We start from the raw sequence: 12,529 nt of genomic DNA, 5'->3' as shown, positions 1-12,529 counted from the left end.
CCGGCAGTTGTCTGCCGGGGTCGCTTCAGATGCTTATTGGCCGGTGACGATCTTGGTCCAGCTGCGCGTGATGATACGCTGTGTCTTGGGATCGTAAGGGGAGACCGTGTAGAGCTTCTGCAAGGTCGCGGCGTCCGGATAGACAGCCGGATCCTCCAGCAGCGCCTTGTCGACAAATTGCTGCGATGCCTTGTTGCCGTTGGCATAGAGCACGTAGTTCGACGATTTGGCGATCACTTCGGGCGTCATCATGTAGTTGATGAATTCGAGTGCCTCGGCGACATGCGGCGCATCGGCGGGGATCGCCATCTGGTCGAACCACATCTGTGCGCCTTCCTTCGGCACGGAATAGCCGATTTCAACGCCTTGCTTGGCCTCGACCGCGCGGTTGCGGGCCTGGAACACGTCACCCGACCAGCCGACCGCGAGGCAGATGTCGCCATTGGCGAGCGCGTTGATGTACTCGGACGAATGGAACTTCCTGATGTAGGGACGGACCTTGAGCAAAGCTTCCTCGGCCTTGGCGATATCGTCCGGCGAAGTGCTGTTCGGGTCGAGGCCTAGATATTTCAACGCCGCCGGTATGATGTCGGCCGGCGAGTCCAGCACGTAGACGCCGCAGTCTTTCAACTTGGCAAGACTATCCGGATTGAAGAACACGTCCCAGCTGTCGATCTTGTCGGTGCCCAGTGCCGCCTGCACTTTCTTCGTGTTGTAGCCGATGCCGACCGTGCCCCACATGTAGTTGACCGAGTATTCGTTGCCGGGATCATATTTGGCGGTTCGCTCGGAAACCGTGTCCCACATGTTGGAGAGGTTCGGCAGTTTCGACTTGTCGAGCTTCTGGAACACACCGGCCTGAATCTGGCGGGCGAGGAAGTTGCCGCTCGGCACGACGACGTCGTAGCCGCTGCCGCCGGCGAGCAGTTTGGTTTCCAGGATCTCGTTGGAATCGAACGTGTCGTAGACGACCTTGATGCCGGTCTTCTTGGTGAAGTCGTCTATGATCGAACTGTCGATATAATCCGACCAGTTGAAGACGTTGACGACGCGATCCTCGGCATGCCCGGCGGGCGTGAACAATGTCAGAAATACCGAGGTCGCCGAAAGCCAGAGCGCTTTGCGGATCATGCTATTCTCCTTTGGTGAGTGTTCCGTCGCCGGCTCGTCGCGACGCGCGACCGGACTTTTGTTTCAGACTATTGAGCTTTCCAGGGGACAACAAGCGGCGATTGGCGCGCCGGTCGCGGCCGCGCGATTGACCCGGACTGGGGGGAATCGCAGTGCCGTCAGAAGCTTTCGCCGCCGCGCGGACAGAAATACAGAAATATGGTCCGGTCTCGATCGGGCCGCCGGGGAGACTTGGCAAGATACGCCTGTCTTGTTGTTGCCGTGTTCCCAGCCTGCCCGGGCGGCAGCGAGGTTGTCAATGGCAAAGCATCGGCCCCCGCATCAATTCGGCGACGGCACCCCAGTGACGCCTGCCCGCCGCGGCCGTGCCTGGCGTTTGAACTCGAGACCGATATGGACAAGCAGCGCCGTGACCACCACCGCGCCGCCGATGATGGTGCGTCCGGACGGCACTTCGGAATGGATGAGCCAGACCCATATCGGCCCAAGGATCGGCTCAAAAGTGCCAAGCAGTGCCGCGATGGCAGCCGGGATCAGCCTCGCGCCGGTGGCGAAGAAGGCAAGGCCGATGCCGAGATTGACCACGCCGAACGCGAAGAGAAAGCCCATGTCGCCGGCCGAGACCGTGAAGGTCGACGCCTGCGAGGCGGCAAGGCCCGCGGCCAGGATCGTGCCGAGACAGGTCGCCGGGGTCATCCTGACGCTGGCGAACCGCCTTGTGATGACGGTGGCGATCGAGAACATGAACGCGATCAGCAGCGCCAGCCCGTCGCCCATGGGCGAGACGGCGCCATTGAGCGATTCCGACACCATGATGGCGACGCCTGCGATGACGGCGGCAATCGCCACCCAGGTCACGACACCAATCCGTTCGCGAAACAGCGCCCAGGCAAACAGCGCCGCCAGAAGCGGCACGCCGGCCTGCATCAAAAGTATGTTGGCGACAGTGGTGTAGGCGAGCGCCACGACGAAGGAAGTCGATGCGATGGCGAAGCAGAAGCCGACGGCAAGGCCGGGCAGGCCCATGTCGCGAAACGATCTCAGCATGCCGCGCCAGCCGTCACGCCAGGCCATGAAGGCGAGCAGGAAGGCGGCGGCCCAAACCGAGCGCCAGAAGACAACCGTCCAGCTGTCACCCACGGTGATGAAGCGGGCGATGGTGCCGCCGAAACTCCACATCAGCGCCGAGAGGAAGACCAGAAGCATGCCGACGCGTTCCTCGCGCGGCGAGGCGGTCGAAGCGACAAGGGCCGGTGATGATGCTGCGTCTGTCATGGGCGCGACTGTCGAGCTTGTGTGGACGGGACGATGCGCAAGAGACGACAAAAAACTGCCCTGTTCGCGTAACGCAAAGACTTGACCCGCGGGTGATCCAGACACAGGCGACGATTGTGGCACCTCTGCCGCCGCGTTACTGGAAGTCGAAAGCGCTCAGGCCCGTCACCATCTCGTCGAGGCCGAGCGGGCGCGTCACCGGCGGTTCGGCACGCGCCAGGCAGCCGACACGCTCGCAAAGCCGGCAGGCGGGTCCGACCGGCGTCGCCACGACGGCGCCTGTTCCCGACTTTCCGGCGGCCGCGCCGGGCAGCGCCGCGCCATAGACGATGTCGTCGCGAAAGCCGATGTCGCAACCGAGCAGCAGCGCAGTGCGGCGCGGACGCTCCGAGAATGCGCCCTGCGGCCCCTCCAGCGTGCGGGCAAGGCACAGGAATTCGGCGCCATCGGGCATTTCCACCGCTTCGACGAAAACTTGGCCGGGCTGGGTGAAAGCGACGTGCACGGGCAGCTTCGGACAGCCGCCGCCGAAGCGGCTATGCGGAAAGCCCTGGCTGCCGGCCCTGCGGAAGCGGTTACCCGCATTGTCGACCTCCAGCATGAAGAACGGCACACCAGGTGCGCCCTGCCGCTGCAGCATCGTCAGCCGGTTCGCCGCCTGCTCGAAGGAGACGCCGAAGCGTGAGCGAAGGACGTCGATGTCGTAGCGCGCGCGGACGGCCGCCCCATGAAAGGCCTGATAGGGCATCATCAGCGCATGCGCCGCATAGCGACCGAGTTCGAAGCGGGCAAGGCGACGGGCTTCGTCCGTGCTCAGCTTGAGCGCCTGGATCTGACCGGCGACCACGACCGTCATGCGGATCAGGCAGGCTTCCATCGCCACTTCGCGCAACTGGTCGAACGGCGACAGCCGCTCCGACAGGAACAGGCGCTGCGAATGGCGATCGTAGCGGCGGCGCCAGTTCGGCATTGTGGCGACCGGCAGCACCTTGACGACGATGCCGTATTCGCGCTTCAGCCAGGCCTTCAAGGCACCGAACAGGTCATCGCCGGGATCAAGGACCGCGGTGAACGCCTCCGCCTCCTCCTCGAGTGCGGTAAAATGGTTCGGCCGCCGCTCGAAGGTCTCGTGCACCTCGTCGATCGGCAAACGGGCGCCCGAAAGCGCCGTCGCCCGGCCCTCGCGCGCCAGAAGCTCGTTGAGGTCGGACAGCCGCTCGGCCTGCTCGCGATAGGCGCGGAATAGTTTTATCACCGCGGCCGACGCATTGGGCGCCGCCTCGGCAAGTTCGATCAGCTCTTGATCTCCCGGCAATTCGCCGACCAGCAGCGGATCGGTGAACACCTCCTTCAAGGCCGCGACCGACCCTCTTGCCTCGCCCTGCAGCTCGTGCGGATCGACCTTGTAGACGGAGGCCAACTTGAGGATCAGCTGCACCGTCAGCGGCCGCTGGTTGCGCTCGATAAGGTTGAGATAGGACGGCGAGATGCCGAGCCCCTCGGCCATCGCCGTCTGGGTGAGGCCCTTGGCATTGCGGATGCGGCGAATGCGCGGCCCCGCGAAGATCTTCTGGTCAGCCATCGACTGCCCTTGACAGAAATTTACACGGCATCCGCGATAATTCGATCCTCACCAGTTTTACAAACATGACAAATTTACAACAGCCTTCTGTCAAACGCAACACAGGTTTTCCCTTATCTGCGACTATGATTGCTGATTTTTCTGGGAGATTTTGCGCCGCAATGTAAAGTCAGTCACATCGCAGCTCGCCAAAGATTGGTGCGCGGACAAAGTACAGCAATCCTTCGGAGTGACTCATGACTGATTTTTACAACCTCGTTCCCTCGGCGCCGGAAGGTCGCTTCGACGGCATTGAACGCCCCTATTCGCCGGAGGATGTGAAGCGGCTGCGCGGTTCGGTCCAGATTCGTCAGAGCCTTGCCGAAATGGGTGCCAACCGGCTGTGGAAGCTGATCCACGAGGAGGATTTCGTCAACGCGCTCGGCGCCATGTCCGGCAACCAGGCGATGCAGCAGGTGCGCGCCGGGCTGAAGGCGATCTATCTATCGGGCTGGCAGGTCGCGGCAGACGCCAACACCGCCTCGGCGATGTATCCCGACCAGTCGCTTTACCCGGCCAATGCAGCGCCGGAGCTGGTCAAGCGCATCAACCGGACGCTGCAGCGCGCCGACCAGATCGAGACCTCCGAGGGCAACGGGCTCTCGGTCGAGACCTGGTTCGCTCCGATCGTCGCCGACGCGGAAGCCGGCTTCGGCGGACCGCTCAACGCCTTCGAGATCATGAAGGCGTTCATCGAGGCGGGTGCCGCCGGCGTCCATTACGAGGACCAGCTGGCATCGGAAAAGAAGTGCGGCCATCTCGGCGGCAAGGTTCTGATCCCGACAGCCGCGCATATCCGCAACCTCAACGCCGCGCGGCTCGCGGCCGACGTGATGGGCACGCCGACGCTCGTCGTGGCGCGCACCGATGCGGAAGCCGCCAAGCTTCTGACATCCGATATCGACGAGCGCGACCAGCCCTTCGTCGACTACGATGCCGGGCGCACGGTGGAAGGCTTCTACCAGGTCAGGAACGGCATCGAGCCCTGCATCGCGCGGGCCGTCGCCTATGCGCCGTACGCTGACCTGATCTGGTGCGAAACCTCCAAGCCGGACCTGGCGCAGGCCAAGAAATTCGCCGAGGGAGTGCGCAAGCATCATCCAGGCAAGCTGCTCGCCTATAATTGTTCGCCCTCGTTCAACTGGAAGAAGAATCTCGACGACGCGACGATCGCGAAGTTCCAGAAGGAACTCGGCGCCATGGGCTACAAGTTCCAGTTCATCACGCTGGCCGGCTTCCACCAGCTAAACTACGGAATGTTCGAGCTGGCGCGTGGCTACAAGGCGCGGCAGATGGCAGCCTATTCCGAGTTGCAGGAAGCCGAGTTCGCCGCGGAGGCCAATGGCTACACCGCCACGAAGCACCAGCGTGAGGTCGGCACCGGCTATTTCGACGCCGTGTCGATGGCGATCACCGGCGGCAAGTCGTCGACCACCGCCATGCATGAATCGACCGAACACGCACAATTCAAACCGGCCGCCGAATAGCGGCTCGGAAAATACCGAGGAAACGCCCAGCAGGGCTTCAGAAACAGGAGAAGACCAATGGCATCGATAAGCCGCGTCAAGGAACGGGCGGAAGAGCAATCGACCACGATGAGCGTCGACCAGCAGGCGACGATCCGCATGCTCGCCAACGATCTGCACAGACTGAACCAGTCGGTGATGAAGGCGGTCGAGGCGGGCGTCTCGGTGGAGCTGGTGCGCTCGGCCAGGCACCATGGCGGCGATGGCAATTGGGGCGATCTTCTGATCCCGGTAATCGTCACACAGCAGAGTCATGGCTGACCGGCAATCGTTGCAACCGACCTCTCACCTGCGCAGCGGATGCGCAGGTGAATTTTATTTTTATGTAACCAATCCATGGACAGGACAGTACAGTACTATTGCTTGACTCCACTGCTGGGGGAGGCGTCTCCAAGCTCTTTTATTTCAACTTGACATGGAGTGCGATCTCACGCCAATTGTCACCCAGATTTCAACTCTGCATTGAAATAGGGGCGAGCTTTTGGCCGACTTGGGTGCCCAGTGAGTAGCGAGGGGGAGACCGCGAAACATCCGAATCTGGTGACCCAGGGTTCAAGCGCCGAAACGATCCGCGGTCCCTCGCAAGTGCTTGTTGTCGGGAAATCGCCGATCAATCGTGTGGTGGTGTCGAAGATCGTCGAGCGATCCGGGCTCAGGCCAATCTCGGAATCGCCTGACATGGCGGCGAAGACCTTGCGAACACTTGTGCCGAGCGTGATTGTCCTGGACGGCGGCGCGGACAACAAGGACTGCGACAATCTGATGTCCGGCATCGAAACGTTGCGGCGGGCGTCGGGCAAATCGCTTCCTCCCGTCATCCTGCTTTCAACCAAGAACGGCACGCCGGAAAGCCTGGGCCTGCCGAGCGTGATCGACGTCGTGGTCGCGAAGCCGATCACGCCCGAACGGCTGCAACCGGTCATCGATCGCCTGATCAGCCGCTAACCAAGGCGCGATCAATCTCGCTTCGTGATGCTTTGTATCAGTTCGGGCAATTGCCCAAGGTTGGATATCTGGCGGAATCGCGGGTCGGCGACCGGCGCCTCGACATGCTCGAGCACCCAGGTCAGTTCGTGCGGCACATGGACACCCCAGCCGCCGGCCTCGATGGCCGGCACCACGTCCGACTTCAGCGAATTGCCCACCATCATGCTCTTTGCCGGACCGTCGCCGTGGCGGCTGAAGAGGCGGGCATAAGTCGCGGCGTTCTTGTCGCTGACGATCTCGACCGCATCGAACAGGTCACCGAGGCCGGAGCCAGCCAGCTTGCGCTCCTGGTCGAAGAGATCGCCCTTGGTGATCATCACGAGGCGGTACACGCCGGCGAGCTTCTCCACCGTCTCACGCACATGCGGCAAGACCTCGATCGGGTGAGCCAGCATCTCGCGGCCGGCATCGAGGATCCGCGCTATGACCGAAGCCGGGACCCGTCCGTCGGTGACCTCGATCGCCGTCTCGACCATCGACAGCGTAAATCCCTTGATGCCGAAACCATAAACGGCAAGGTTGCGCCGTTCGGCTTCGAGCAATCGGGCCGAAATCTGTTTCTCCTCGCCATGGTCGGCAAGCATGGCGGCGAAGCGCTTCTCCGTCATGCGGAAGAACCGTTCGTTCTGCCAAAGCGTGTCGTCGGCGTCGAAGCCTATCGTGGTCACTTCGCTACTGGTTCGCATCGTCGAGTTCTTGAGTTCAGGGGCGGGCCGAGCCTAAGCCGAGCCGGGTGCGATTTTCAACCGCGGCGGCAAATGCCAGCAGCGGCTCCCCTTCCCTTCCACAGTGGGGCACGGCTATACTCCGAAATCCGCAACCCAATCTGGTGAATGATGCCGCCTGCAAAAAAGGAAGTCCGTCCGTCGAGCCGCGGAGGACGAGCGCGCACGCCTGCCTTCGTGAAAAACCTGCGTGGTGTGAAGAACTGGAAGGAAGTCAGCGAATGGCTGGAATGGCGTGGCATCGAGGATATCGAATGCATCACGCCTGATCAGGCTGGCGTGGCACGCGGCAAGATGATGCCGTCGAAGAAATTCACCTCCAACACCTCGCTGGCGCTGCCTTCGGCCGTCTTCATGACGACGATTTCAGGCGGCTATCCCGAAGATGGCAACGGCTTCCACTATCCCGAGGATGATGGCGACCTCAAATTGATGCCGGATCTTTCGACACTGACGGTGGTGCCGTGGGAAGAAGACCCGACGGCGGCCGTCATCTGCGACCTCGTCCACCAGGACGGCCGCTCGGTCGAATTCACGCCGCGCAATGTGTTGAAGCGGGTGCTTGCAGCCTACGACAAGCTTGGGCTGAGGCCGGTGGTGGCGCCCGAGATCGAATTCTACCTGGTGCGCAAGAATCCGGACCCGGACTATCCGCTGACCCCGCCCGTCGGCCGCTCGGGGCGCGCAATCGGCGGCGGCGCCGGCTATTCGATCGCCGGCGTCAACGAGTTCGACGAACTGATCGACGACATCTACCATTTCTCCGAAAGCCAGGGCCTGGAGATCGACACGCTCATTCACGAGGAGGGCGCCGGTCAGCTCGAGATCAATCTGCGCCATGGCGACCCGATCGAACTCGCCGACCAGGTGTTCATGTTCAAGCGCACCATTCGCGAAGCCGCGCTCAAGCATGAAATCTACGCGACCTTCATGGCCAAGCCGATCCAGGGCCAACCGGGTTCGGCCATGCACATCCATCAGTCGATCGTCGACAAGAAGACAGGCAGGAACATCTTTTCGGCCGAGGACGGCTCGGAAACCCCGGAGTTCTTCCATTTCATCGGCGGCATGCAAAAGCACGTGCCGAACGCGCTGGTGATGTTCGCGCCCTATGTCAATTCCTACCGTCGGCTGACGCAGGCGGCTTCGGCCCCGGTCAACAACAAATGGGGCTATGACAACCGCACCACCGCGTTCCGCGTGCCACGCTCCGACCCTGCGGCGCGACGCGTCGAGAACCGCATCCCGTCCTCCGACGCCAATCCCTATCTGGCGCTGGCGGCATCGCTTGCCTGCGGGCTGATCGGCATCACCCGGAAGATCAAGGCCGAGCCTCCGGTGCTGACGACCGCCAATGCGGACGAGATCGACCTGCCACGCAGCCTGCTTGAAGCCGTCGACCTGTTCGAGGGCGATGAGGAGCTTTGCGCATTGCTGGGCAAGTCCTTCGCCGCCACCTATGCAGCGATCAAGAGGGCGGAATTCGAGACCTTCATGGAAGTGATCAGCCCGTGGGAGCGGGAGTATTTGTTGCTGAATGTTTAGGGGAGTAGGGGGTGACAGACGGTGGCGAAGATCGAATCGTACAGAGATTTGATCGTCTGGCAGCAGGCAATGGACCTGGCTGTATCAATCTACGAAGCGACAAGAGCTTGGCCCAAAGAAGAGATCTATGGATTGACAGCTCAGTTGCGCAGGGCAGCCACCTCCGTGCCCGGCTTCTGATCCGCAAATTGTTCCCTGAATAGGTTCACCCTACTGCCCTACTGCCCTATTCCCCTATTCCCCTATTCCCCGTGAGCACCATGCCTTACCAATCCCCCATTTCTCCCGGCCGCTCATGGTATGAAGACACGGCGGGACCTAGACCCGAATACCCGGCGCTCGACGGCGACCGGGCCTGCGATGTCGTCATTATCGGCGGCGGCTTTACCGGGCTGTCGGCGGCGACACATCTGGCCAAGGCTGGAACCAATGTCGTCCTGATCGAGGCGTATCGCTTCGGCGACGGCGCTTCCGGACGCAATGGGGGGCAGCTCGGCACCGGCCAGCGCGCCTGGGCCGAAGACCTGGAAGCGGAGTACGGCTTGTCCCGTGCCAAGGCTTTGTTCGATCTTGCCGAGGAGGCGAAGGCACATCTCATCGAATTCGCCGCCGCCAACCAGATCGATATCGATTATATGCCGGGCCAGCTCTCCGTGGCGCACAAGCCTCGCTATGTCGACGACTACAAGGCGCATGCGGAGATCATGGCCAGCCGTTTCTCCTACCCGCATATCTCTTTCATGGATGCCAAGGAGACGGCGGAGCGGCTTGGTTCGACCGCCTATTTCGGCGGTACACGCGACACCGGCACCGGCCATATCCATCCCATGAAACTGGTGATCGGCACGGCGCGGGTGGCGGCGCAGGCGGGCGCGCAGCTGTTCGAGGGAACGCCATCGACCGGCATCGTTTCGACCGGCGGCAAGGTCAGGGTTTCGACGCCAAGAGGCACCGTGACGGCGCAGAAATGCCTGATCGCGGTCAACGCCTATGGCGGCGCGCTCGAACCGGTGAGTGCCGCGCACATCATGCCGATCGGCTCCTTCATCGGCGCGACCGTGCCTTTGGGGGCGGATTTGAAAGTGCTGCCCGGCGGCGAAGCGGTCGACGATTCCCGCTTTGTCGTGCGCTATTTCCGCAAGTCGAGGGATGGACGACTGTTGTTCGGGGGACGCGAAGTCTATGGCGTCAACGACCCCAAGGACATCCACATCCATATCCGCCGTCAGATCGCGGAGCTCTATCCGGCATTGAAGGATATCGAGATCACCCATGGCTGGGGCGGCTATGTCGGCATCACGGTGCCAAGGAAACCGTTCGTGCGCGAAGTGATGCCCAATGTGATCTCGGCTGGCGGCTATTCAGGCCACGGCGTCATGCTGTCGAACTTCTTCGGCAAACTCTATGCCGAGACAGTTGCCGGCAACCGCGACCGGCTGAAGCTTATCGAGGACCTGAAAATTCCGCCATTTCCAGGCGGCCGCCGTTTCCGTACGCCCCTGCTTTTCCTGGCGCTCAACTGGTTCGCGCTTCGCGACAGGGTTTAGTGAATGTCCCCCAAGCTGGCTCCGCGGTTTGGAGAACAACATCCGCGAAAAGAAGGCTTGAAGCGCGTCGCTGAACCCGTTTCGGCGCGACGCAGTTCGGACGGGATCGGATCGCCGTCACGATCTGATGTAATATTGTAATATTCATTGTAACATTTGTTGCCCTAGCGGCACATTGCGTAAATGCCGGCAAAGGGGCAGAATCCCTTATAATGGCGTACTGATGCCACAATCGCGGGTGAAAGGTTCCCGCTTCTGGGCGACTATTCGGGGATTGCTGCGGGCTTGCCCGCGTTGATTTTGGGACCGATGCCGATCAGACGCCGGACTTCCGGCACCGATCGAAAGAACATTGGCCCGCTTATGGAGGTGGTGAGAGTGAGAGAGCCCTTCAGTTTCGGTGCGCCGGAACGTCGGCGCTTTGCCATGCAGTTTGGATACGACATGCGGCCGTCCTTCTGGCAGGAAGTCCGTTCGAACTCGCATCTGGTGATTGCCGCGGTCGGCACCGCCGCGCTGCTTGGCGTCGCCGCGGTGGCGCTCTGGCTGGCATTGCCGACGAGCGAGCGGCAGGCAGCCGCCAGCCCGGAACAGAGCATTCCGGCCACTCCGGTAAAGACGACGAAGATCGTCCCTGGCGGAACCACGGTGGCCGCGGCGGTCGTGCCGGCCCGCAAGTCCGACCAGGTTTCATCGACCGTGGCGCCAGCAAAAGCAAGCATACAGGCGCTTGCGGCCAACGATCCCCGCTGGACCGAGGCACAGCCGAAGCCCGCTTCCGACTCCACTGCCCCCAATCAAACGGCCAAACAGGCTGCGCCGGCGGGCAAGGCAGTGGCGTTCGCGCAGCCGTCAACCAGCACCGATGCCGTTAACGAGCTTGCCAAGGTTGCCGCGCCGGCGCCGGCCGCGAATGTCGGCAAGCCCGATGGCGCGCGGACCGCCGCCATCCCTGAGACGCAGCCGCAAGTGCCGGAACAAAAACCCGCGAATGCACAAGGCGACGATGGCGCGGCCAAGGCGAAGCCGCGAAAAGTGGCGGCGGCAGGCACCGGCCGCGTCCTGCGGGCTGTGACCATGCGCAATGCTCCGAAGAAGGGCGCTACTCCCATCGACACCGTGCCTGCCCGGACTGCGGTGCAATTGATGGGCTGCAAGCAGTGGTGCGAGATTGTCTACAACGGCAAGCACGGCTGGGTCTACAAGAGCTACATCAAGCCCGGCACCTGAGGTTTAAACCGCCAGGCGACCACCCAAAGCGACGCCTCCTGCCTTGCTACTTGTGAGCCTGCAGGGCGCGATGGCGCCGCGCTCGACGTCTCAAGTCGCTCCGGATTTCTCCGCAGCCTGATCGATACAAGCTCATCGGATGAAGAGCCGCCGGAAACGTTGCAGGCGACGCGCCGATTTGCGTTGCATCAGATGCAGCGGCCGCCATCGACCTCCAGCGCCACGCCGGTGATGAAGGCGGCTTCATCCGATGCCAGCCAGAGTGCGGCGTTGGCGATATCGAGCGGGGTCGAAAGCCGGCCGAGCGGGATCGAGGCACGGAATGTCTCGCGGATCTCTGGGGTGTCGGCGCCCATGAACTTCTCCAGCATGCCGGTTTCACCGGCGACCGGGCAGAGACAGTTGACACGGATGTTCTTGGGCGCCAGTTCCACCGCCATCGATTTGGCGGCGGTGATCGCCCAGCCTTTCGAGGCATTGTACCAGGTGAGGCCGGGCCGCGGCCGCAGGCCCGCGGTGGAGGCCGTGGTCAGGATGACGCCACCGCCTTGCCGGTCCATGATCGGCACCACGGCAAGGGCCGCGTGATAGATCGCCTTCATATTGACAGCGGTAATCAGGTCGAAAGTGTCCTCGTCGACCTTGAGCATGTCGCCGTTGCGATGGGTGTAACCGGCATTGTTGACCATGATGTCGATGCGGCCGAAGGCGCTTTTTGCGGCATAGACCATCTCGTCGAATTCGGAGCGCAGCGAAACGTCGGTCTGCGTCCAGATCGCCGCCTCGCCGATTTCATTGGCGACGCGCTCCGCGCCCTTGGCATTGAGATCGGCGACAACCACCCTGGCGCCCTCTTGCGCGAAGCGCTTGGCCATGCCTTCGCCAAAGCCCGATGCGGCGCCGGTGATGACGGCAACCTTGTTTTCCAGACGCATGCTTTTC

The 12,529-nt window shown here is 62.2% G+C and carries 11 protein-coding genes and 1 pseudogene; 7 read left to right on the top strand and 5 right to left on the bottom strand.

Going from position 1 to position 12,529, the window contains the following annotated elements; genetic code table 11:
* Positions 1-33: 33 nt before the first annotated feature.
* The 3 genes from AC07SZ_RS29790 to AC07SZ_RS29780 form a co-directional block, all read right to left on the bottom strand.
* Positions 34-1,131 (bottom strand): polyamine ABC transporter substrate-binding protein, encoded by a 1,098-nt coding sequence (locus AC07SZ_RS29790; RefSeq protein ID WP_056566100.1) that lies wholly within the window; start codon positions 1,129-1,131, stop codon positions 34-36.
* A gap of 321 nt (positions 1,132-1,452) precedes the next feature.
* On the bottom strand, positions 1,453-2,406 hold the full coding sequence (locus tag AC07SZ_RS29785; RefSeq protein ID WP_056566098.1) for a DMT family transporter: 954 nt from the start codon (positions 2,404-2,406) through the stop codon (positions 1,453-1,455).
* Positions 2,407-2,542: 136 nt separating this feature from the next.
* Complete coding sequence (locus AC07SZ_RS29780) at positions 2,543-3,988, bottom strand: helix-turn-helix domain-containing protein (protein WP_056566094.1); 1,446 nt, start codon at positions 3,986-3,988, stop codon at positions 2,543-2,545.
* A 236-nt stretch (positions 3,989-4,224) separates the two neighbouring features.
* On the opposite strand from AC07SZ_RS29780, the gene aceA reads away from it, so the two are divergent.
* From aceA to AC07SZ_RS29765, 3 genes are all read left to right on the top strand, one after another.
* Positions 4,225-5,514 carry an isocitrate lyase gene (gene aceA / locus AC07SZ_RS29775; protein ID WP_172374473.1) on the top strand — a complete coding sequence of 430 codons (1,290 nt, stop codon included), beginning with the start codon at positions 4,225-4,227 and terminating at the stop codon, positions 5,512-5,514.
* Between the two features lie 57 nt (positions 5,515-5,571).
* Positions 5,572-5,814 carry an SMc00767 family acetate metabolism repressor gene (locus AC07SZ_RS29770; RefSeq protein ID WP_006202762.1) on the top strand — a complete coding sequence of 81 codons (243 nt, stop codon included), beginning with the start codon at positions 5,572-5,574 and terminating at the stop codon, positions 5,812-5,814.
* 240 nt (positions 5,815-6,054) lie between these two features.
* On the top strand, positions 6,055-6,498 hold the full coding sequence (locus AC07SZ_RS29765) for a response regulator (RefSeq protein ID WP_494917062.1): 444 nt from the start codon (positions 6,055-6,057) through the stop codon (positions 6,496-6,498).
* A gap of 11 nt (positions 6,499-6,509) precedes the next feature.
* Here the strand turns inward: AC07SZ_RS29765 and AC07SZ_RS29760 are convergent, their stop codons facing one another.
* Positions 6,510-7,226 carry an HAD family hydrolase gene (locus AC07SZ_RS29760; protein WP_494917060.1) on the bottom strand — a complete coding sequence of 239 codons (717 nt, stop codon included), beginning with the start codon at positions 7,224-7,226 and terminating at the stop codon, positions 6,510-6,512.
* 147 nt (positions 7,227-7,373) lie between these two features.
* Here AC07SZ_RS29760 and AC07SZ_RS29755 point away from each other — a divergent pair, with 147 nt between their 5' ends.
* The 4 genes and pseudogenes from AC07SZ_RS29755 (at position 7,374) to AC07SZ_RS29740 (ending at position 11,587) form a co-directional block, all read left to right on the top strand.
* The gene (locus AC07SZ_RS29755; RefSeq protein ID WP_056566081.1) at positions 7,374-8,810 is read left to right on the top strand and encodes a glutamine synthetase family protein; all 1,437 of its coding nucleotides are present in this window, start codon (positions 7,374-7,376) and stop codon (positions 8,808-8,810) included.
* Positions 8,811-8,831: 21 nt separating this feature from the next.
* A pseudogene (locus AC07SZ_RS29750) lies at positions 8,832-8,981 on the top strand (four helix bundle protein); the annotation flags it as partial.
* Positions 8,982-9,070: 89 nt separating this feature from the next.
* Positions 9,071-10,357 (top strand): NAD(P)/FAD-dependent oxidoreductase, encoded by a 1,287-nt coding sequence (locus tag AC07SZ_RS29745; protein ID WP_056566078.1) that lies wholly within the window; start codon positions 9,071-9,073, stop codon positions 10,355-10,357.
* Between the two features lie 378 nt (positions 10,358-10,735).
* The gene (locus tag AC07SZ_RS29740; RefSeq protein ID WP_494917058.1) at positions 10,736-11,587 is read left to right on the top strand and encodes an SH3 domain-containing protein; all 852 of its coding nucleotides are present in this window, start codon (positions 10,736-10,738) and stop codon (positions 11,585-11,587) included.
* Between the two features lie 188 nt (positions 11,588-11,775).
* Here AC07SZ_RS29740 and AC07SZ_RS29735 read toward each other — a convergent pair whose 3' ends face one another.
* Entirely contained in the window at positions 11,776-12,522 is a 747-nt protein-coding gene (locus tag AC07SZ_RS29735) for an SDR family oxidoreductase (protein ID WP_056566352.1), read from the bottom strand.
* Positions 12,523-12,529: the final 7 nt, after the last annotated feature.

The organism is Mesorhizobium sp. GW821-FHT07A06 (assembly GCF_059419085.1).
Note: the sequence above shows the minus strand (reverse complement) of the source record. Positions and strands in the feature narration are given on the sequence as shown.